Annotated in this window: 1 protein-coding gene; it reads right to left on the bottom strand. The window is 73.5% G+C overall.

The genetic code is table 11. The features are described 5' to 3' along the window. Nucleotides 1-3 precede the first annotated feature (3 nt). Nucleotides 4-23,952: a non-ribosomal peptide synthase/polyketide synthase gene (locus tag ACFWXC_RS30780; protein ID WP_384483537.1), complete on the bottom strand. Its 23,949-nt coding sequence runs from the start codon at nucleotides 23,950-23,952 to the stop codon at nucleotides 4-6. Nucleotides 23,953-23,991 lie beyond the last annotated feature (39 nt).

Below are 23,991 nucleotides of genomic sequence, written 5' to 3'. Positions count from 1 at the left end.
GGGTCAGTCCTCCAGGTGGGAAAGGGTGGTGTCACGGGTGGCCTCGGCGAGGCGGGCGGCCAGGATCGGTCCGATCTGGGCCAGCGAGCCGGCTTCGGTCATCCGGTTGTGCCGGGTGGTGATCTCGTGTGATTCGATCCGGCCCGCGATGTACGGGCGCCAGGTCGCGGGCCCGGCATCGTCCCCGTCGCGGTCGATCGTCGAGTTGAACAGCAGCAGGTCGCCGTCGAACCCGGTGGGGACGAAGTCGACCGCCAGCTTCGCGTTGTTGATCATGATGTGGACGATGACCTCGATCTGCTGCTCCGTCAGGCCCTGCAGCGCGCTGCCGCGCCGGTTCAGGACCTCGGCGACCTCGGCGTAGGTCAGCTCCCGGTCGCCCAGTTCGTCCGGGTCGACGTCGAGCACGCCGACGAGCACGTCCCGCTCGGTGGGCACGGGCATCTCCTCGAACTGCACGTCCTTCACCGGGTAGGCGTCGAGGATGGCAAGCAGCGCGGTCCGCTCGCCGCGCGCCTGCAGCTCGCAGGCGATCGCGTGGGCGATCAGCCCGCCGGCGGACCAGCCGAGCAGCAGGTACGGGCCCTCGGGCTGGATCTTGCGGATCTGGTCGGCGTAGTCGGCCGCCATCTCCTCGAAGGACGTCGGCAGGGGTTCGGGGCGGCCGAGACCGCGCGCCTGGATCGCGTAGACCGGGTGCTGGGGACCGATGTGATTCAGGAGCCCGCTGTACGACCAGCTGATGCCGCCGCCGGGGTGGATGCAGAACAGCGGCGTGCCGGCCCCGGTCGAACGCAGCGGCAGCACCACGTCCAACGCATCGTCGGGGTCGTCCATGACCAGGCGCTCGGTGAGGCCGGCCACGGTCGGTGCCTCGAACAGCATGCGCAGGCCCAGCTCCAGGCCGAGGGTCTCGCGGACGCGGGAGGCCAGGCGGGCGGCCAGCAGCGAGTGCCCGCCCAGATCGAAGAAGTTGTCGTCGATGTGCACCTGTTCCCGGCCGAGGACCTCGGCGAAGAGGCCGCACAGCAGCTGCTCCCGCGGCGTCCGGGGGCCGCGTCCGGTGCCCTGCGCCCCGTACTCGGGGGCGGGCAGGGCGGCCCGGTCCAGCTTGCCGTTGGCGGTCAGCGGCAGCGTGTCCAGGGTGACGAACGCCGACGGCACCATGTAGTCGGGCAGTTCACGGCGCAGTCGCCCGGAGAGCTCGCCCGCCTCGGGCGTGCCCTCGGGGCCGGGTACCAGGTAGGCGACGAGCCGCTTGTCGCCGGGCCTGTCCTCGCGGGCGACGACGGCCGCCTGGGCGACGCCCGGGCAGTTCGCGAGGATCGCCTCGATCTCGCCGGGCTCGATCCGCAGGCCGCGGAGCTTGACCTGATGGTCGGTCCGTCCGGCGAACTCCAGTGTGCCCTGGGCCGGCCACCACGCCAGGTCGCCGGTGCGGTACATCCGGCTCCCGGGCGGCCCGTACGGGTCGGCGGTGAAGCGCTCCGCCGTCAGACCGGGTCGGCCGAGGTAGCCGCGGGCCACGCCCGTCCCCGCGAGGTACAGCTCGCCGACCAGGCCCGTGGGCACCGGCCGCAGGCGTTCGTCGAGGACGTAGGCACGCATGTTCGCCATCGGCCCGCCGATCGGCACGGTCGCGGCGTTCCCGGGGAGGCTGTGCACCGGGTGGCAGGTGGCCAGGGTCGTGGCCTCGGTGGGCCCGTAGCCGTTGACCACCTCGATGCCCGGGCAGACTTCCAGCACCCGGGCGACGGCGGCCGGGGAGACCACGTCACCGCCGGTCCACACCTCGCGCACCCCCGCGAGCAGGGCCGGCCGCTCCTCGGCGACCAGGCGGAACAGGCCGGCCGTCAGCCACAGTCCGGTCACCCCGTGCGTGCTGATCGTGTGCTGCAGCAGGTCGAGATCGAGCCGCTCGGGCGGTGCGACCACGACCCGGCCGCCGTTGAGGAGCGGCACCCACAGCTCGTAGGTCGAGAGGTCGAAGGCGGTCGGGGAGTGCATCAGCACCCGCTCGTGTCCACCCCCGTGGTACTCGGGGGTGAGCGCGAGGCCCACCACATCGCGGTGGGTGACGGCCACGCCCTTCGGCCGGCCGGTCGAGCCCGAGGTGTACATCACGTACGCCAACTGCCGCTGGTCGCAGCGCACTTCGATGCCGGACGAGTCAGGCTCGCCCTCGATCAACGCGGTCAGCACGTCCTCGTTGAGTACCAGGGCGGCCCCGGCCTCCTGGAGGATCAGGTCGATCCGGGACTGCGGGAAGCGCGAGTCGAGGGGCGCATAGGCGCCGCCCGCCTTGATGATCGCCAGGAGCGCCACGACGAGGTCCGCCGAGCGGTCCAGCAGCACCGCGACCGGTGTCTCCGGTCGTACGCCCTGACGGATCAGTGCCCGCGCTAGACGGTTGGACCGCAGGTCGAGTTCCCGGTAGGTCAGCTCGGTGGCGCCGGCCACGACGGCCACCGCGTCCGGGGTGGCGCGCACCTGGTTGGCGAACAGCTCCGGCAGCGCGGCCTCGGGCAGCTCGACCGCGGCGCCGGTGGACTCGGACAGCAGCCGGCGGCGTTCCTCGCCGGACATGATGTCGATCCGGCTGATCGGCCGGCCGGGGTCGGCGACCGCCGCGCGCAGCAGCCGCGCCCAGCGCTCGAACAGCAGCTCCACGGTGGCCGGTTCGAACAGGTCGGTGGCGTACTCCACCGCGCCGACCAGGCCGTCGGGGCCGCCCTCGAGGTTGAACTGCTCGGCCAGGCTGAACGTCAGGTCGACCCGCGAGGTCCCGGTCGACGCCTCCATGTGGCCGGTCGACAGGCCCGGCAGCGCGAACTCGCCCACCGGCGCGTTCTGCAGGGCCAGCATGATCTGGAACAGCGGGTGGTGCGACAGCGACCGGGCCGGGTTGACCACCTCGACCAGGTACTCGAACGGCACGTCCTGGTGGTCGTAGGCGGCGAGCGCCTTCTGCCGCACCCGATCGAGCAGTTCGGCGAAGCCGGGGTCGCCGCTCGTGTCGGTGCGCAGCACCAGCGTGTTGACGAAGAAGCCGACGAGGTCGTCCAGCGCCTGGTCGGTACGGCCGGCGATCGGGCTGCCTACGGGGATGTCGGTGCCGGCGCCGAGCCGGGTGAGCAGCGCGGCGAGGCCGGCCTGGAGCACCATGAACATGCTGGCGCCACGCGCGGCGGCCAAGTCTCGCAGTGCCTGGTGCAGTTCGGGGTCCAGCCGGACCACGACCCGGCTGCCCTGCTGGGAGGCCACCGGCGGCCGGGGCCGGTCGGCGGGCAGCTGCACCTGCTGCGGAATGCCCGCCAACTCATCCTTCCAGTAGGCCAGTTGCCGGGCGAACAGGCTGTCCGGGTCGGCGGTGTCGCCGAGCAGCTCGCGTTGCCAGCAGGTGTAGTCGGCGTACTGCACCGGCAGCGGGGCCCACTGCGGCTCCTCGCCACGGCAGCGCGCCGTGTAGGCGGCCGCGAGGTCGCCGGAGAGCGGCCCCATCGACCAGCCGTCGGCGGCGATGTGGTGGACCACGACCAGCAGCACGTGCCGGTCGGGCGCGAGCGCGTACAGCTCCGCCCGTACCGGTGGCTCCGCCGCCAGGTCGAAGCCTCGCCGGGCCGTCTGGGCCAGCCGCTCGGCCAGCCGGCTCTCGTCGAGCTCGACCACCGGCAGCTCCGGGTGCGCCCGCGAAGCGCTCAGCACCACCTGGTAGGGCACGCCGTCCGTCTCGCGGAAGACCGTCCGCAGGCTCTCGTGCCGGGCGATCACGTCCGCGAGCGCGGCGTGCAGGGCCGGGCGGTCGAGTTCACCGGTCAGGCTCAGCGCGAGCGGCATGTTGTAGGTGGCGCTGGGCCCGTCCATCCGGTGCAGGAACCACAGGCGGCGCTGGGCGAAGGACAGCTCCACGTGTTCGGGTCGCGGCCGGGCGGTCAGCGTGGGCCGCGCCGTGCCAGAGCCGTCGAGGCGGGCCGCCAGTCCGGCCACGGTCGGTGTCTCGAACAATGTCCGGACTTCGAGCTCCGCGCCGAGGGTCGCCCGGACGCGGGAGGCCAGGCGGGTCGCCAGCAGGGAGTGCCCGCCCAGGTCGAAGAAGCTGTCCTCGACGCCGACCTGGGCCAGGCCGAGCACCTCGGCGAACAGCTCGGCGAGGAGCTGTTCCTGCGGGGTTCGCGGCGCCCGCCCGGCTCCGGCCTGGCCGAGGTCGGGCGCGGGCAGCGCGCGGCGGTCGAGCTTGCCGCTGGCCGTCAGCGGCAACGTCTCCAGCGCCACGAACGCCGACGGGATCAGGTAGTCGGGCAGTCGTCCGCGCAGCCATTCGCGGAGTTCACCGATGAGGGCGCCGGCGCCCTGGCTACCGGTCGGGCGGTTGGTCAGCGACGACAGCGGCGTGCCGGCGGTCCGGGCCGACCGGTACGGCTCGACCGGGGAGGCGTGCTGCGCCCGCGGGTCGGCGAAGACGACGTCCAGGGCGTCGGCCACGGTGGCCGACCAGGTGACGCCCGCCCAGCGGTCGAACTCCAGCCCGATGGCACGGAAGTCCTCCGGGTCGGGGAGTTCGCTCTCCTCCGGGCCGTGCAGCCGCTCCAGCAGCTCGGCGAGCGAGCCGTCGCCGTTCTGCACCGCCCGGGAGAGGGCGGCCTCGCGCAGCACCCGACGGTTCGGCACTCCGGTGATCCGCAGTACGTCAGCGGGTGGCTGGGCAAGGAGTTCGCGCAGCTCGGCCAGTCCCGCGAGCCGGCGGCCCCACTCCAGCTCGACCGTCTGGCCCGGGGCCGCCGGAACAACCGGGGCCTTGTGCAACGTCACGTCGTAGCGGTAGCCGGTCAGTTCGTTGTGGTGGCGGCCGCGCTTGACCTCCACGGCCACCGCGCCGATGTCCGTGCCGTGCTCCCGCAGGACGGTGAAGAAGTCCGGGTCGATCAGGAGTTCCTTCTCGACCCTCACTGCCTGCTCCACCGCGCGGCGCACCGCTGCGAGGTCGCCGTCGGCACCGGTGCGGTGCAGTTGGACCGCGGTGGCCAGCGGGCGCAGCAGCCGCAGGTTGCGGACGTCGCCGACGAAGAGCGTGCCGCCGGGGGCGAGCAGCCGCATCAGCTTCCCGATCACGTCAGCGAGGTAGTCGGCGGACGGGAAGTACTGCACCACCGAGTTGATCACGATGGTGTCGAACCACCCGGCCGGCAGGCCCTCGGTGTCGTGCGCCGGGCGGGTCCCCAGCACGACACGCTCGGCCAGGTCGTCCTGCCGGGCGACCTGCGCGGTCAGCGCGTCGACCGCCGTGGCGGAGAAGTCCGTCGCCCAGTAGGTCTCGCAGTGCGGTGCGATCCCCGAGAGCAGCAGTCCGGTGCCGACGCCGACCTCCAGCACCCGGCGGGGGCGCAGGGCCAGGATGCGGGCCACGGTGGCGTCCCGCCACTCCCGCATCTGCTCGCCAGGGATCGGGCTGGCGTCGTAACTGCTGTTCCAGCCGACGAAGTTCTGGCCGAAGCCGGTTTCCTCGGGGGTGATGGGCAGGGCGTCGTAGATGTCCTGCCACTCGCCCACGTGGTCCGCTTCCAGGCCGCTGTCCCGGGCCCCGTCCTGGTGCGGGACGACGTAGCCGACGAGCCGGTCGTCCTGGGCGACGACGGCGGCCCGGGCGACGGCGGGGTGCTCGGCCAGCGCCGCCTCGACCTCGCCGGGCTCGACCCGGAAGCCGCGCACCTTCACCTGGTCGTCGGCACGGCCGACGTACTCCAGCTCGCCGTCGCCCAGCCAGCGCACCAGGTCTCCGGTGCGGTACATGCGCTCACCGGCCCCGAACGGGCAGGCGACGAACCGTCCGGCCGTCAGGTCCGGCCGGTTCAGGTAGCCGCGCGCCAGTCCCGCGCCCGCGACGTACAGCTCCCCCGCCACGCCCGTCGGCACCGGCCGCAGCCGCTCGTCCAGCACATACACCTGGGCGTTGGCGATCGGACGGCCGATCGGCGGCACGCCCGCTCCCGGGGACAGCGGGTCGCTCATGGTCGCGCACACCGTCGTCTCCGTCGGACCGTACGCGTTGATCATCCGCCGGCCCGGCGCCCAGCGGTCCACCAGTTCCGGCGGGCACGCCTCACCCGCCACCACCAGTGTCGACACCTGCACCGAGCCCTCCGGCACGGCGGCGAGGACGGACGGGGGCACGGTCACATGGGTGACCGCGAGGTCCCGGTCGGTCAGCGCCGCGACCGGGTCCGCCGTCGGGGGCAGCACCAGGGCCGCGCCGCGCAGCAGGGCGGTGTAGATCTCCGACACCGAGGCGTCGAAGCTGGGTGAGGCGAACTGGAGCACCCGGCTGCCGGGTTCGATCGCGAAGCGCTCGATCTGTGCGGCGACCAGGCTCGCGACGCCGCCGTGGCCGACCACGACGCCCTTGGGGCGTCCGGTCGAGCCCGAGGTGTAGATCACGTAGGCCGGATGCCGGACGTCGAGCGCGACCACGGGGTCGGTCTCCGGCCACGCGGACACCTCGGTCACCAGCGCCGGGTCGTCGACCATCAGTGCCGGCCGGGCGTCCGCCAGCATGTACGCGATCCGCGCCTGCGGGTACGCCGGATCCACGGGCAGGTAGGCGGCCCCGGCCTTCAGCACGCCCAGGACGGCCACCACGGATTCCACCGAGCGCGGCAGGGCCACGGCCACGGTCTGCTCCGGACCGACGCCCCGGGCGATCAGAGCGTGCGCGAACCGGTTGGCCCGGGCATTCAGCTGCCGATACGTCAACTCGGCCTCGCCACACACCAACGCGACCGCGTCCGGTGTCGCCGTCACCTGCGCCGCGAACGCCTGCGGCACCGGGACGGCATCCACCTCCCGGGCGGTCGCGTTGCCCCGCTCCAGCAAACGGTGCCGCTCGTCGGCATCGAGGAGCTCGATCCGTCCGATCGACCGGTCCGGGTCGGCGGTGACCGCCTCCAACAGGCGCGTCCAGCGCCTGGCGAGGGCTGCGACCGTCGAGCGGTCGAACAGGTCGGTGGCGTACTCCACCGCGCCGACGATCCCCGCCGGGCTGCCGTCCGGACCGAACTGTTCGACGAGGCTCACACCGAGGTCGAACTTGGCGGTTCCGGTGGCCACCGCGTAGGTGGCGACGTCCAGGCCGGGCAGGGAGAACCGGCCCATCGGAGCGTTCTGCACGGCCAGGATGGTCTGGAACAGCGGATGGTGCGACAGCGAGCGGGACGGGTTCAGCGCCTCCACCAGGTGCTCGAACGGCACGTCCTGGTGCGCGTACGCCGACAGCGCCGTCTCCCGCACCCGGTCCAGCAGCTCGGCGAACGTCGGATCACCGCTCGTGTCGGTGCGCAGCACCAGCGTGTTCACGAAGAACCCGACCAGATCGTCCAGCGCCTCGTCGGTACGGCCCGCGATCGGACTCCCGATCGGGATGTCCGTGCCCGCACCCAGCCGCGTGTACAGCGCCGCCAACGCCGCCTGCAGCACCATGAACAGGCTCGCACCCGACCTTCGGGCCAACTCCACCAGGGCGGCGTGCAGTTCGGGGCTCAGCTCCAGGCCGACGTGGTCCCCGCGCCAGCCGGCGACGGCCGGCCTCGGCCGGTCGGCGGGCAGCTGGAGCAGCTCCGGAAGGTCGGACAGCTGACGCTTCCAGTAGTCGAGTTGTCCGGTGAACCGGCTCTCCGGGTCGGCGGCGTCGCCGAGCAGGTCGCGCTGCCAGAGCGTGTAGTCGGCGTACTGCACCGTCAGGGCCGGCCAGTGCGGCGCCCGGCCCTCGCACCGGGCGGCGTACGCCTCGGCCAGGTCGCGGGCCAGCGGGCCGGTGGACCAGCCGTCGCCGGCGATGTGGTGCATCACCAGCAGCAGTACGTGCTCGTCCGGCGCCAGCGCGAACAGCTCCGCCCGCAGTGGTGCTTCGGCCTCCAGGTCGAAGGGCTGCCGTGCGAACTCGGCAAGCCGTGCGAACAGTTCGGCCTCCGACACCTCGGTCAGCCCCGCCCGGGGGCGGGCCTCGGCCGGGTCCAGGACGAGCTGACGGGGTACGCCGTCGACCTCCGGGAAGACCGTCCGCAGGCTCTCGTGCCGGGCCACCACATCGGCCAGCGCCTCGTCCAGCGCCGCCCGGTCGAGCGTCCCGGTCAGCCGGAGCGCCAGCGGGATGTGGTACGTCGCGGCGGTGCCGTCCATGCGGTGCAGGAACCAGAGCCTGCGCTGGGCAAAGGACAGCGGCACCGCGTCCGGCCGCTCGCGCGTGGTCAGCGCCGGGCGGGCGTGACCGGCCCCGGCCAGCGCCTCGGCCAGGCCGGCCACGGTGGGCGCCAGGAACAGCGCGCGCAGCCCCAGCTCCACACCGAGCACCGAGCGCACCCGCGCGGCCAGGCGGGTAGCGAGCAGGGAGTGCCCGCCCAGGTCGAAGAAGTCGTCGTCGACCCCGACCCGCGGCACGCCCAGCACCTCGGCGAACAACTCGCACAGGATCTGCTCCTGCGGCGTACGCGGCGCCCGACCCGTCGCCGTGGCCACCTGCTCGGGCGCGGGCAGCGCCGCCCGGTCCAGCTTCCCGTTCGGCGTCAACGGCAGCACGTCCAGCAGCACGAACGCCGACGGCACCAGATAGTCGGGCAGACGGTCGCGCAGATACGCCGTCAGCTCCGCCGGACGTACGACCGTGTCGGGACGCGCCGCCACGTAGCCGACGAGCCGGTCGTCCTGGGCGAGGACGGCGGCCTGGGCGACCGCGGGGTGCTCGGTCAGGGACGCCTCGATCTCGCCGGGTTCGATGCGGAAGCCGCGGACCTTCACCTGCTGGTCGGCGCGGCCGACGTACTCCAGCTCGCCGTCGGTTCGCCGACGTACCAGGTCGCCCGTGCGGTACATCCGCGCACCCGCCGGGCCGAACGGGCAGGCGACGAACCGCCCGGCCGTCAGCCCGGGCCGGTTCAGGTATTCGCGCGCCAGACCGGGGCCGGCGACGTACAACTCCCCCGCCACCCCCGGCGGCACGATGCGCAGCCGCTCGTCGAGGACGTAGACCCGGAAGCCCGCGACCGATCGGCCGATCGGCGGCACGCCCGCTCCAGGGGACAGCGGGTCGCTCATGGTCGCGCACACCGTCGTCTCCGTCGGACCGTACGCGTTGATCATGCGCCGGCCCGGCGCCCACCGGGCCACCAGCTCCGGCGTGCAGGCCTCACCGGCCACCACCAGCGTGGTGGCCGTGAGGTCGGCGCTCTCCAGCGCGGCCAGGGCCGAGGGCGGAAGCGTCACGTGGGTGACGTCGAGCCGACGGTCCGTCAGGGCCTCCAGCGGGGCCTCGGACGGGGCCAGGACGAGGGCGGCGCCGGTGAGCACGGCACCGCACAGGTCCCAGAAGGACGCGTCGAAGCTGGGCGAGGCGAACTGGAGAACGCGGCTGCCCGGCGCCACGCCGAGCCGGTCGACCTGCGCCGCCACCAGGCCCGACACGCCGGTGTGGCTCACCATGACGCCCTTGGGCCGGCCGGTCGAGCCCGATGTGTAGATCACGTAGGCCGGGTGCCGGGCGTCGAGCGCGGTCTGCGGGTCGGTGTCCGGCCAGTTTCCATCGGTCACTGTCGCCGGGTCGTCGATCACCACCGTGGGCCGCGCGTCGTCCAGCATGAACGCGATCCGTGCCGCCGGGTACGCCGGATCCACCGGCAGGTACGCGGCCCCGGCCTTCAGCACACCCAGGACCGCCACCACCGACCCCACCGACCGCGGCAACGCCACCGCCACGACCTGCTCCGGACCGACGCCCCGGGCGATCAGCGCATGCGCGAACCGGTTCGCCCGGGCATTCAGCTGTCGGTACGTCAACTCGGCCTCGCCACACACCAGCGCGACCGCGTCCGGCGTCGCCGTCACCTGCGCCTCGAACAACTCCGGCAGGCCCACCCCGGCCGCCCCGCCCTCGACGGCGGGCAGCAGCTCGCGGCGCTCCTCGGCGGACAGCAGGTCGATCCTGCCGATCGGCTGGTCGGGCGTGGCGGCGACCGCGGCCAGCAGCCTGGTCCACCGGGCGACCAGGGCCTCGACCGTCGAGCGGTCGAACAGGTCGGTGCTGTACTCGACCGCGCCGCTGAGCCCGGCCGGCGCGCCGTCGGGCCCGTGCTCCTCGGCGAACCCGAAGGTCAGGTCGAGCCGCGCGGTCCCGGTGAGCACGGTCACTCCGGAAACCTGGAGGCCCGGCAGCTCGAAGTCAGCACCCGGCGCGTTCTGCACGACCAGCCCGGTCTGGTACAGCGGGTGGTGGGACAGCGAGCGGGACGGGTTCAGCGCCTCCACCAGGTGCTCGAACGGCACGTCCTGGTGCGCGTACGCCGACAGCGCCGTCTCCCGCACCCGCCCCAGCAGCTCGGTGAAACTCGGGTCACCGCTGGTGTCGGTGCGCAGTACCAGCGTGTTGATGAAGAACCCGACCAGATCGTCCAGCGCCTCGTCGGTACGCCCCGCGATCGGACTCCCGATCGCGATGTCCGTGCCCGCGCCCATCCGCGTGTACAGCGCGGCGAGCGCGGCCTGCAGCACCATGAACAGGGTGGCACCCGACCTTCGGGCCAACCCCACCAGTGCCGCGTGCAGTTCGGCGTCGATCCGGAGTTCCAGCAGGTCGCCGCCGTACGACATGGTGGCCGGGCGCGGTCGGTCGGCAGGCAGCTGCAGTTGCTCGGGCAGCCCGGCCAAGGCCTCGGTCCAGTAGGTGACCTGGCGGGCGAACACGCTGCCCGTGTCGTGCTCGTCGCCGAGGATCTCGTGCTGCCACAGGGTGTAGTCGCCGTACGTCACCGGCAGCGGCGGCCATGCCGGAGCCCCGCCACCCTGCCGGGTGGTGTAGGCCGCGGCGAGGTCACGGGCCAGCGGGCCCATGGACCAGCCGTCCCCGACGATGTGGTGCATCACCAGCAGCAGCACGTGCTCGTCCGGCGCGAGCGCGAACAGCTCCGCCCGCAGCGGTACTTCCGAGGTCAGGTCGAATGCCCGTACCGCCGCCTCGCGCAGCAGAGCGGGCAGCTCCGCCTCGCCGGCCGCGCGTACGGTCAGCGGGACGGCGACCTCGGTGGTGTCCAACACCCGCTGGTACGGGACTCCGGCGGTGTGCGGGAAGACCGTGCGCAGGGTCTCGTGCCGGGCCACCACGTCCGCGAGCGCGGCGCTCAGAGCGGCCCGGTCGAGGTCGCCGGACAGCCGCAGGGCGAGCGGCATGTGGTAGGTCGCACTCGGCGCCCCGAACTGCTGGAGGAACCAGAGCCGGCGCTGGGCGAACGACAGCGGCATCGGTTCGCGGCGAGGTTGAGGTACCAGGGCCTGCCGCGCGGTGCCGGCGTCGTGCAGCCCGGCCGCGAGCGCGGCAGGTGTCGGCGCCCGGAACAAGCTGCGCAGTTCCAGCTCGACCCCGAGGGTCGCCCGGACCCGCGAAACCAGCCGGGTGGCGAGCAGGGAGTGCCCGCCCAGGTCGAAGAAGCCGTCGTCGACCCCGACCCGCGGCACGCCCAGCACCTCGGCGAACAGCTCGCACAGGATCTGCTCCTGCGGCGTGCGCGGCGCCCGGCCACCGGCGGTCGTGCCGGGCTCGGGCGCGGGCAGCGCCGCCCGGTCCAGCTTCCCGTTCGGCGTCAACGGCAGCACGTCCAGCAGCACGAACGCGGACGGGACCATGTAGTCCGGCAGCCGCTCGCGCAGGTACGCCGCCAGCGCCACCGCGGTCGCCCCGGCCAGGGGAACTACGTACGCGACGATTCGGTCCTCCCGGGCGAGCACCGCGACCTGGGCGACACCCGGGTGCGCGGCCAGCTCGGCCTCGATCTCGCCCGGCTCGACCCGGAACCCGCGGATCTTCACCTGGTGGTCCACCCGGCCCGCGAACTCCAGCTCGCCGTCGGAGCGCCAGCGGACCAGGTCACCGGTGCGGTACATCAGCGCGCCGGCCGGACCGTACGGGTTGGCGACGAACCGCGTGGCGGTGAGCCCGGGCCGGTTCAGGTAGCCGCGGGCGAGTCCCGCCCCGGCGAGGTACAGCTCGCCCAGCACGCCGGGGGCGACCGGTCGCAGCGCCGAATCCAGTACGTATGCCTGGCAGTTGGCGATCGGGCGGCCGATCGGTACCGGCAGCGGGCAGTCGGCGGGGTCGGCCGGCAGCGGGTAGGCGGTGATCACGTGGGTTTCGGCGGGCCCGTAGTGGTTGTGCAGCTCCCGGCCCGGTCGGCGGGCCTGGAATCGGCGCACGGCACCGCCGAGGCGCATCGCCTCACCGGCCTGGGCGATCAGCCGTAGGCTGGGTAGTTCCAGCCCGGCTTCCTCGGCGGCCTCGGCCAGTGCCTCGACCACCAGGTTGGGCGCGAACAGCTCCTCGACCCCTTGCCGGTCCAGCCAGCGGGCGAACAGCTCGGCGCTGCGGCGCTGCTCCTCGGTCGGCACCACGAGGGTCTTGCCGTACAGCAGCGCGGAGAGTGTCTCCTGCACCGAGACGTCGAAGCTGATCGCGGTGAACTGCGCGGTACGCGTGCCGGGTTCGCCACCGACGGCCCCGTGGTGCCACGCCAGCAGGTTCAGCAGCCCGGCTGCGGGCATCACCACGGCCTTGGGCCTACCGGTGGAGCCCGAGGTGTAGATGACGTAGGCCGGGTGGCGCGCGTCCACGGCGACGGCAGGGTCGTGCTCCGGCAGGTCCCCGTCCGGTGTGACGGCCGCGAGGTCGTCGAGCACCACGGTCGGCCGCGCGTCCTCCAGCATGTACGCAATACGGGCGGCCGGGTAGTCCGGGTCGACCGGCAGATAGGCCGCGCCCGTCTTGAGCACCGCGACGACGGCGACTACCAGCTCGGCCGAGCGCGGCAGTCGGAGGGCCACGACCTGCTCCGGCCCCACCCCGCGCGCGATCAGCGCGTGCGCCAGGCGGTTGGCCCTGCGGTTCAGCTCCCGGTAGGTCAGCACGGTGTCCTCGAACACCACCGCCGGAGCCTCTGGGGTCGCCCGGACCTGCGCCTCGAACAGAGCGGGCAGGCCGGCATCGGGAGCCGGGCAGGCGGTGTCGTTGCGTACGACCAGCAGCTCGTGCCGCTCCTCGGCGGTGAGGACGTCGATCCGGCTCAGCGGCCGGTCCGGCTCGGCGACCACCGACGCCAGCAGCCGCAGCCACCGGGCGACCAGTGCCTCCACCGTGGCGGGGTCGAAGAGGTCGGTGCTGTACTCGACCCGCCCGACGATGCCCTCGGCCGGCCCGCCGGTGCCGCCGCGCTCCAGCAGGTGGAAGCCGAGGTCGAACATCGCCGTCGGCGTCCGCACCAGGACGATCTCGGCGACCAGGCCGTCCAGCGCGAACTCGGTGCGGGGCACGTTCTGCAGCGCGAGCAGCACCTGGAACAGCGGCTGACGGGCGAGCGACCGGGACGGGTTGAGGGCCTCGACGACGTGCTCGAACGGCAGGTCCTGGTGCGCATACGCGGCCAGCGCGCCCTCGCGGACCCGGCCAAGGAGCTCGGCGAAGGTCGGGTCGCCACCGGTGTCCGTGCGGAGCACCAGGGTGTTGACGAAGAATCCGACGAGGTCGTCCAGGGCCTCGTCGGTCCGGCCCGCGATCAGGCTGCCGACCGGGATGTCCGTCCCCGCGCCGAGCTTGTCCAGCAGCGATGCCAGGGCGGCCTGCAGCACCATGTACACGCTGGCACCGTGCTCCCGGCCCAACTGGACCAGCCCGGCGTGCAGTTCGGCGTCCAGTTCGATCGCGAGGTGGCCGCCGGAGTAGGAGGGGGTCGCGGGGCGAGGGCGGTCGGCGGGGAGCCGGATCTGCTCCGGCAGGTCTGCCAACTGCTCCGTCCAGTAGGCCTGCTGGCGGGCGAACAGACTGTCCTGGTCGGCCGGGTCGCCGAGCAGCTCCTGCTGCCACAGGGTGTAGTCGGCGTACTGCACGGGCGGTGGCGCCCACTGCGGCTCCTGACCCTGGCGGCGTGCCGCGTACGCGGTGGCCAGGTCGGCGGCCAGCGGGCCCAGCGACCAGCCGTCACCGGCGATGTGGTGCATCACCAGGAGCAGCACGTGCTCGTCCGCCGAGACCTCGAACACCTCGGCGCGCAGCGGCGGTTCGGCCGCGAGGTCGAATCCGCGCGCTGCGGCCCCCGTCAGCAGTTCCGGTAGGTCCGTCTCGTCGGCCGTGGTGACCGACAGCCTCGGGCGCGCCACTGCGGTGGCCAGCACCTGCTGGTAGGGCACGCCGTCCGCGGCAGGGAAGATCGTGCGCAGGGTTTCGTGCCGGTCGACGACGTCGCCCAGCGCCGCCTCCAGGGCCGCCAGGTCCAGTGGTCCCGAGAGCCGCCACGCGAGCGGCATGTTGTAGACCGAGTCGGCGCGCTCCAGCTGGCGCAGGAACCACAGCCTCCGCTGGGCGGACGACAGCGGCACCAGATCGGGCCGCTCCGCCCGCCCCAGGGCGAGCCGGGCCCGGTCCGCGCCGCCGAGCCCGGCGGCCAGCCCGGCCACCGTCGGGGTCTGGAACAGGGTGCGCAGCGCCAGTTCCACGCCCAGGGCCGCACGGACCCGGGCCACCAGCCGGGTGGCCAGCAGGGAGTGCCCGCCGAGGTCGAAGAAGTCGTCGTCGACACCGACCTGAGGCAGACCCAGTACCTCGGCGAACAGCTCGGCCAGTACCTGTTCCTGAGGAGTGTGCGGGGCCCGGCCGGCCCGCGACGTTGCGTACTCCGGCTCGGGCAGGGCGCGCCGGTCCAGCTTGCCGCTGGCGTTCAGCGGCAGGACGTCGAGGGAGACGAACGCGGCCGGCACCATGTAGTCGGGCAGCCGCCCGCGCAGGTGCGCCCGCAGGTCCTCCGGCCGGAGCTCCGCCCCGGTGGCGGGCACCGGGTAGGCGACCAGGCGGGTGTCCCCTGCCTGGTCCTGCCGGACGGTCACGGCGGCCTGCGCGACCTGCGGGTGTTCCGCCAACGCCGTCTCGATCTCGCCGAGTTCGATCCGGAAGCCCCGGATCTTGACCTGGTCGTCGGTGCGGCCGAGGAACTCCAGGTTCTCGTCCGACCCCCACCGCACGAGGTCACCGGTGCGGTACATCCGCGACCCGCTGGGACCGAACGGGTCCGCCACGAACCGTCCCGCGGTCAGGCCCGGCCGGTTCAGGTAACCGCGCGCCAGCCCCGCACCGGCGATGTACAGCTCACCCGGTACACCCGCGGGCACCGGCTGCAACGCGGCGTCGAGCACGTGCAGCCGGACACCGCCGAGCGGACGGCCGATCACCTGGCGCGGGCTCGACTCCAGCGGCGCGACGACCGAGTCCACCGTGCACTCGGCCGGCCCGTAGTAGTTCAGGGCGAACACCCCGTCGGCCGCCCGCAACCGTTCCCACAGGTGCTCCGGAACGGTCTCCCCGCCCAGCCCGACCCATGACGGACGCCACCGCGGGTTGTCCAACAGCCCGTGATCGACGAGGACTTGCAGGTAGGACGGGGTGCCGCCGACCGTGTCCAGCCCGGCCCGCGCCGCGTACGCAAGGTAGGCATCCGGGTCGGTCCAGGTCGCCTCGTCCAGGACGTGCAGCTCGTGGCCGGCGTACAGGGCGAACAGCTGGTCGCAGGAGGCGTCGAACGACACGGACGTGGTCAGCCCCACCCGCACCCGCTCCCCCGTCCGGAAGATCAGCGGACACTGGTCGGCGAACAGGTTGGACAGGCCGCCGTGCGTCGCCACCACGCCCTTGGGCTTGCCGGTGGAACCGGAGGTGTAGATGACGTAGGCCGGATGGGCCGGGTCGATGGCCACCGCGGGGTCCGTCGCCGGGCGACCCGCCACCAGCCCGGCCGCCTCCGGGTCGTCGGTCACCAGCCACCCGGCCGAGCCGTCCGGCAGCCGGCCCCGGGTTCGGGAGTCGGTCACCATCAGGACCGGCCGGGCGTCGTCGAGCATGTAGGCGATCCGCGCGGCCGGGTACTCCGGGTCGACCGGGAGGTACGCGGCGCCGCTCTTCAGTACCGCGAGGATGGCCACCACCAGCTCGGCCGACCTCGGCAGCGCCACTGCCACCAGCCGCTCCGGCCCCGCGCCCCGCGCGATCAGCGCGTGCGCCAGCCGGTTCGCCCGCGCGTCCAACTCCGCGTAGGTCAGCGACGCTTCCGGCCCTACCAGCGCGACGGCATCCGGAGTCGCGCGCACCTGAGCCCGGAACAGCTCCGGCAGGCTCTCGGTGAAGGCCTGGGCCGCCGGTCCGGTACCCAGCGCCGTCAGCTCACCGTGCTCCTCGGCGGTGAGCAGACCGAACCGGCTGAGCCGCCGCTGCGGGTCGGCGACCACGGCGCGGAGCAGCCGCTCCCACCGCTCGATCATCGTCTCGACGGTGGCCGGGTCGTACAGGTCGCCGGTGTACTCGACGGACCCGTCGATCCCCTCCGGGGTGCCGTCCTGTGCGTGCCGCTCGGACATGGTGAAGATCAGGTCGAGCTTGGCGGTGGTCGACGTCGACGGCATGTCGCCGACGCGCAGCCCGGGCGGCGCGAAGTCGGCCCGGGGTGCGTTCTGCAGCACCAGCATGACCTGGAACAGCGGGTGGTGCGCGAGCGACCGGACCGGGTTGAGTGCCTCGACCAGGTACTCGAACGGCAGGTCCTGGTGCGCGTACCCGGCCAGGGCGGTCTCCCGGACCCGGCCAAGCAGTTCGGCGAACGTCGGATCGCCCGAGGTGTCGTTCCGGAACACCAGGGTGTTGACGAAGTAGCCGACCAGTTCGTCCTGCGCCTGGTCGGTCCGGCCCGCGACCGGGCTGCCGACCGGGATGTCGTCGCCCGCGCCTAGCTTGCTCAGCAGCACCGCGAGACCGGCCTGGAGCACCATGAACAGACTGGTGCCGTGGGCGCGGGCGAGTTCGCGCAGCCCGCGGTGCAGCTCGGCGTCCAGCCCGGCACGTACGGAACCGCCGCGGTGCGAGGCGACCGCCGGGCGGGGCCGGTCGCCGGGCAGCTGGAGCTGCTCGGGCAGATCGGCCAGCTGTCGGGTCCAGTAGGCCGCCTGGCGGGCGAACAGGCTGTCCCCGTCGGCCGCGTCCCCGAGCAGCTCGTGCTGCCACAGGGTGTAGTCGGCGTACTGGACCGGCAGCTCCTCCCACTGCGGCTCCTCGCCGCGGCAGCGCGCCGTGTAGGCGGTGGTCAGGCCCTGTGCGAGCGGGCCCAGCGACCAGCCGTCACCCGCGATGTGGTGGAGCACCACCTGGAACACGTGCTCGTCCGCCGCCAGCTCGAACAGACCGGCACGCAGGGGCACATCGACCGCCAGGTCGAACCGACGGGCCTTCGCTTCCGCCATGACGGCCGGCAGCTCGGACTCGGGGGTCCGGCTGACGAGCAGCCGCGGGCGGGCTGCCTCGACATCCAGCACCTGCTGGTACGGCACGCCGTCGACCGCCGGGAAGACGGTGCGCAGGCTCTCGTGCCGGGCCACCACGTCCGCCACCGCGGACTCCAGGGCTCGCCGGTCCAGATCCCCGGACAGCCGCCAGGCCAGGGAGATGTGGTAGTTCGCGCCGGCGCCCTCCAGCTGGTGCAGGAACCACAGCCGCCGCTGCGCGAACGACAGCGGGATCGCTTCGGGGCGTTCACGCCGTGCCAGGGCGGTCTGCGCCGGTCCGGCCGCCACCAGGGCGGCGGCCAGGCCGGCCGGGGTCGGCGCCTCGAACAGGGTGCGCAGCGGCATTTCCACGCCGAGCGTCGCGCGGATCCGGGCCGCCAGGCGGGTGGCGAGCAGGGAATGCCCGCCCAGGTCGAAGAAGCCGTCCTCGACACCGACCGACGCCACGCCCAGGACCTCGGCGAACAGCTCGCAGAGGACCTGCTCCTGCGGGGTGCGCGGCGCGCGGGCGGTGGCCGCCGGGGCGAGGTCGGGGGCGGGCAGGGCCCGGTGGTCCAGCTTGCCGTTGGCGGTCAGCGGCAGCGCGTCCAGCACGACGAACGCCGACGGAACCATGTACTCCGGCAGCCGCTCGCGCAGGTGCGCGCGCAGTTCGGCCGAACTCGCTGCGGTACCCACGGCCGGCACCAGGTACGCGACCAGCCGGGTGTCGTCGGCCCGCTCCTGCCGGGCCAGGACAGCGACCTGGGCGACGCCGGGGTGCGCGGCCAGCGCCGCCTCGATCTCGCCGAGCTCGATCCGGAAGCCACGCACCTTCACCTGCTGGTCGGCCCGGCCGACGTAGCGCAGACCACTGCCTCCCCCAGCCTCCGGCCGGGGGGACCCCCAGGCGGCGCGGCGCACCACGTCGCCGCTGCGGTACATCCGCGATCCCGGCGGTCCGAACGGGTCGGCCACGAAGCGCCCGGCGGTCAGGCCGGGCCGGTTCAGGTAACCGCGCGCCAGCCCTGAACCCGCGACGTACAGCTCGCCGGGCACGCCCGGGGCCACCGGCCGCAGGTGGGCGTCCAGCACGTACGTCCGCAGGTCCGCAATGGCCGCGCCGATCTCGCCGGCGGCGGTTCCGGCCCGGTCGAGCGCCGCGTACGTGACGTGCACCGTGGTCTCGGTGATGCCGTACATGTTCACCAGCCGCGGCGCGTCGTCCGGGTGTCGCTCGTACCAGCTCGCCAGCCGGGCGTGCTCCAGCGCCTCGCCGCCGAACACGACGGTCCGCAGAGCGAGTTCGCGGGGGTGCTCGGCGTCCGCCTGCATCAGCTGGTAGAACGCGGAGGGCGTCTGGTTGAGCACGGTCACCCGTTCGCGGGCAAGGAGTTCCAGGAAGCGGCCGGGCGAGCGGCTGGTCTCGTGGTCCACGACCACCAGACGGCCGCCGTGCAGCAGCGGACCCCACAGCTCCCACACCGAAAAGTCGAAGGCGTAGGAGTGGAAGAGCGTCCAGACGTCCTCGGCGGAGAAGCCGAACAGGTTCTCGGTGGTGCCGAACAGCCGCACCACGTTCCGGTGCGAGACCACCACACCCTTGGGGTTGCCGGTGGAGCCGGAGGTGTAGATGACGTAGGCGGCGTGGCCCGGGTCGAGGGGAACCTCCGGGTCCGTGTCCGGCAGCCCGTCCAGGTCGTCCGCGTCCAGCAGCAGCCGGTCCACCGGGTCCGCGCCCGGCAGGTCGCCGATCCGGCTCGTGGTCACGAGGAGCGCGGGCCGGGCGTCCTGGAGCAGGTAGGCGATCCGGGCGGCCGGGTACTGCGGGTCCACCGGCAGGTAGGCGCCGCCCGCCTTCAGCACGGCGAGCACCGCCACGACCTGCTCCGCCGAGCGCGGCAGGGCCAGCGCCACACGCTGCTCCGGGCGCACCCCCCGGTCGATCAGGGCGTGCGCGAGCCGGTTCGCGCGGGCGTTCAACTCGCCGTACGTCAGGGTGACTTCGCCGTCCGTGAGGGCGACGGCGGCCGGGTTCGCCCGTACCTGTCGCTCGAACAGCGCGGTCAGGCTGCTCTCCGACGGTGCCTCGCTCCGGTCGGTACGCGCCGGGAGCAGCGCGCGGAGCTCGTCGGCGGACAGCACGTCCACCTGGCCGATCCGCCGGCCGGGGTCGGCGGCGACGGCGCGCAGCAGCCGCTGCCACCGCTCGACGATCCCGGCCACGGTGGCCTCGTCGAACAGGTCGGTGCTGTACTCCACCACGCCCGACAGGCCGTCCTCGCCTGGCTGTTCGGCCAGGATGAAGGTCAGGTCGCACTTGGCCGTCCCGGTGTGGACCAGGTCGGTCGCCACCCGCAGCCGGGGCAGGTCGAACGTGCCGAGGGGCGCGTTCTGCAACGCGAGCATGGTCTGGAACAGCGGGTGGTGCGCCAGCGACCGGGCCGGGTTCAGCGCCTCCACCAGGTGCTCGAACGGCACGTCCTGGTGCGCGTACGCGGCCAGCGCGCCGGTGCGCACCCTGCCCAGCAGTTCGGTGAACGACGGGTCGCCGGAGAGGTCGGTGCGCAGCACCAGGGTGTTGACGAAGAGGCCGACCAGGTCGTCCGCGGCCTCGTCGGTGCGTCCGGCGATAGGCGTGCCTACGGGTACGTCGGTGCCCGCGCCCAACTTGCCCAGCAGGGCGGCCAGTCCGGCCTGGAGCACCATGAAGAGGCTCGCCCCGCCGTCCCGGGCGAGCGCACGCAGGCCCTGGTGCAGTTCGGCGTCGATCCGCACCGGCAGGTGGGCGCCCCGGTAGGACATCGCGGCCGGCCGGGGCCGGTCGAACGGCAGCTCGACCTGTTCGGGCAGGTCGACCAACTGGTCCTGCCAATAAGCTAGTTGGCTGTTCAGCAGGCCGTCCTGGTCCGAGCCGTCGCCGAGCAGCTCCCGCTGCCAGAGGGCGTAGTCGGCGTACTGGACCGGCAGCGGTGACCACTCCGGCTTCGCGCCCTCGGCGCGGGCAGCGTAGGCGGCCGTGAGGTCCCGTGAGAGTGGCCCCATCGACCAGCCGTCGCCGGCGATGTGGTGCACCACCAGCAGCAGTACGTGCTCCTCGTCCGCCAGCTGGAAGAGTTCGGCGTGCAGCGGCGGTTCCTCGGCGAGGTCGAAGCCGTATCGGGCCGCCTGCGCCAGCTGCTCCGGCAGTTCTCGTTCGCCGAGCTCGGTCATCCGCAGCCGGGGCCGGGCCTCCTCCGGGTCCAGCACCCGCTGGCAGGGCTCGTCGTCGACCGTCGGGAAGACGGTGCGCAGGCTCTCGTGCCGCTCGACCACGTCCGCCAGGGCGGCTTCCAGGGCCCGTCGGTCCAGACTCCCGGACAGCCGCAGGGTCAGCGGGATGTTGTAAGTGGCGCTCGGGCCCTCCATGCGGTGCAGGAACCACAACCGGCGCTGCGCGAAGGACAGCGGGACGGCCTCCGGCCGCTCGCGCCGCCCCAGCGCCGGACGGGCCCGGCCCGCGACATCCACGGCCGCCGCCAGTTCCGCCACCGTCGGTGCGTCGAAGAGGTCGCCGAGCCGCAGCTCCACGCCGAGGATCGAGCGGGCCTTGGCGACCAGCCGGGTGGCCAGCAGGGAGTGTCCGCCGAGGTCGAAGAAGCTGTCGTCGAGGCCGGGCTCGGCCACCCCGAGCACCTCGGCGAACAACCCGACGAGCAGGTGCTCGGTCGCGGTGCGCGGTGCGCGGCCGGGCGCGGCAAACTGTCGCTCGGGCGCCGGGAGAGCCCGCCGGTCGAGCTTGCCGTTCGGGGTCATCGGCAGCGCGTCCAGCAGCACGTACGCGGCCGGCACGAGCTGCCGGGGCAGTCGGTCACGCAGGTGGTCGCGCAGGGCGGGGCCGGTCACGGTGGCGCCGGGCTCGGGCACCGCGTAGGCGACCAGCCGGGATTCCTCCTCGGTGCGCACCATCACGGCGGCCCGGGCGACCTGTGGGTGCTCGGCGAGAACGGCCTCGATCTCACCGAGCTCGACCCGGAAGCCGCGGATCTTGACCTGGTCGTCGGTGCGGCCCAGGAACTCCAGGTTCCCGTCCGAGCCCCACCGCACCAGGTCCCCGGTGCGGTACATCCGCGACCCGCTCGGCCCGAACGGGTCCGCGACGAACCGCCCGGCGGTCAGCCCCGGCCGGTCGAGGTAGCCCCGGGCCAGTCCCGCGCCCGCGATGTACAGCTCACCCGCCGCACCGGTCGGCAGCGGCCGCAGGGCGCCGTCGAGCACGTACAGCCGGGCGTTGGTGACCGGCCGGCCGATCACCGGGCGTGGGCTCGACTCCAGCGGCGCGACCACCGAGTTGACGGTGCATTCGGACGGTCCGTAGAGGTTGAGGCAGGACACTCCCTCCGCCGCCCGCAGCTGCTCCCACAGCCGCTCCGGGACGGCCTCGCCGCCCGCCGCGACCAGTGCCGGTCGCCGCTGCGGGTCACTCAGCAGCCCGTGGGAGACGAGCACTTGGAGGTAGGACGGGGTGGCTTCGATGTAGTCCAGTCCGCAGCGCGCCGCGTAGTCGACGAAGGCGTCGGGGTCGGTCCAGGTCGCGTGCTCCAGGACGTGCAGCTCGTGGCCCCCGAACAGGGCGGACAGCTGGTTCCAGGAGGCGTCGAAGGACACCGAGGTGGTCAGCGCCACCCGCAGCCGCTGCCGCTCCTTCAGTAGCGGCGCGAAGTGCACCTGCCGGAGGTCGGTGAGCAGGTCGAGCAGGCCGCCGTGGGTCGGCAGCACGCCCTTGGGCCGTCCGGTGGAACCGGAGGTGTAGATGACGTACGCCGGGAGGCCCGGGTCGACGGCCACCATCGGGTCGGCCGCCGGGCAGTCGGTCACCAGGGCGGCCGTCTCCGGGGCGTCGAGTACCAGCCGGTCGACGGGCCCGGCCTCGGGCAGCCGCCCCTCGCTGCGGGAGTCCGTGACCAGCAGGGCCGGCCGGGCGTCGTCGAGCAGGTACGCGATCCGGGCGGCCGGGTACTCGGGGTCGACCGGCACGTACGCCGCCCCGGTCTTCAGCACCGCGAGGATCGCGACCACCAGCTCCGCCGAGCGCGGCAGGGCCACCGCCACCCGCCGCTCCGGGCCCGCTCCCCGGGCGATCAGGGCGTGTGCCAGCCGGTTGGCCCGCGCGTCCAGTTCCGCGTACGTCAGCGAGACGTCGCCGCACACCAGCGCGACCAAGTCCGGAGTCGCCCGGACGTGCTCCCGGAACAGCGCCGGCAGGCTCGTGGCCGGGGTCTGCGCCACCGGTCCGGAGCCGAGCTCCGCCAGCTCGCGGCGCTCCTCGGCGGTGAGCAGTTCGATCCGGCCCACCGGCTCGTCCTGGTCGCAGTCCGCGAGGGTGTCCAGCAGGGCGAGCAGCCGCTGCTGGTGGCCGGCGAGGTCGTCGGGGCCGTACGCCTCCGGCGAGCCGTGCAGCCGGAGCAGCGGCGGGTTGCCGTCCCGGTAGTCGAAGACCCAGACGGCGAGGTCGGTGGTCGACCCGGACACGAAGTGGTGCACGGAGGCCGGGTGCCCGGCGAAGCTCGGCCTGGAGTTGAAGGCCATGATGTTGACGATCAGCGGGAACGCCGTCCCGATGCTGCCGGGGGCGCCAAGGTCCCGCAGCAGGTCCTCGCTGCGGTAGCGCTCGTGCGCGACGGCCGTCTCGACCTCCCGCGCCGCCTGGGCGACGAGTTCGCGCCACGGCATGTCCGGCCGGACCGTCAGCCGCAGCGGCACCACGTTGGACGTCGTGCCCGGCACCGCCGTCAGGTCGCGGTCGGCGCCCCGGCGGGCGGTGACGGGCAGGGCGAGCACCACGTCCTGGTTTCCGGTCAGGCGGTGGGCGTAGAGCGCCGTCGCCGCGACCACCAGGCGGGACCACCGGACGCCGGAACGTCCCGCCGCTGCCCGCAGGGCGTCCGGGCGGCGCAGTTCCCGCTCCTCGGCCAGCCGGAGGGCACGGTGCGGGTCGGTCGCGGAGGTGTCGGTGAGCCGGGTCGGGGCGGGCAGGTCGGCGAAGCGCTCGGTCCAGTAGGCGCGGTCGGCGGCGAAGTCGGCGGAGGCGCGGTAGGCGGCGTCGCTGTCGACCAGATCCCTCAGCGAGCCGAACGGGCAGGGCGGCACGGCGCCGCCCTCGGCCAGTGCCGAGTACACCTCGCCGACCCGCTGCCGGAGCATGGAGCTGCTGATCGCGTCCAGCACCACGTGGTGGTAGTTCAGGTACCAGAGGTACTCCGTCGGCGAGGCCTTGATCAGCGCGTGGCCGAACAGCGGGTCACGGGCTAGGTCCAGCGGGCGCAGCAGGTCCCGCTCCATCCATGCCACGGCCGCCGCCCGGGGGTCGGGCTCCCCGCTGAGGTCGAGATGGGCCGGAGCCCAGTTCCAGCTCTCCCGGAGGACCTGGCGCGGACCCTCGCCGTCATCGACGAAGGTCACGTGCAGGGCGTCGACCTCGTCGACCACCCGGCGCAGCGCGGTCTCGAACAGCTCCCGGTCCACCGGCCCGTGGATCTCCAGGCACTCGCCGACGCGATAGCCGGGAATCGGCGTCCGGGAGCGCTGCTCGGCCAGCCAGATCTCGCGCTGGGCCGCTGTCAGGGGAAGGGCGTCACCATCGCGACGGGACATGGGGGACCTCCGAAGGTGTGGGCAGGCGTGGTGGGGCAC

It is taken from the genome of Streptomyces sp. NPDC058683 (genome assembly GCF_042716195.1).
GTDB lineage: Bacteria > Actinomycetota > Actinomycetes > Streptomycetales > Streptomycetaceae > Streptomyces.
Note: the sequence above shows the minus strand (reverse complement) of the source record. Positions and strands in the feature narration are given on the sequence as shown.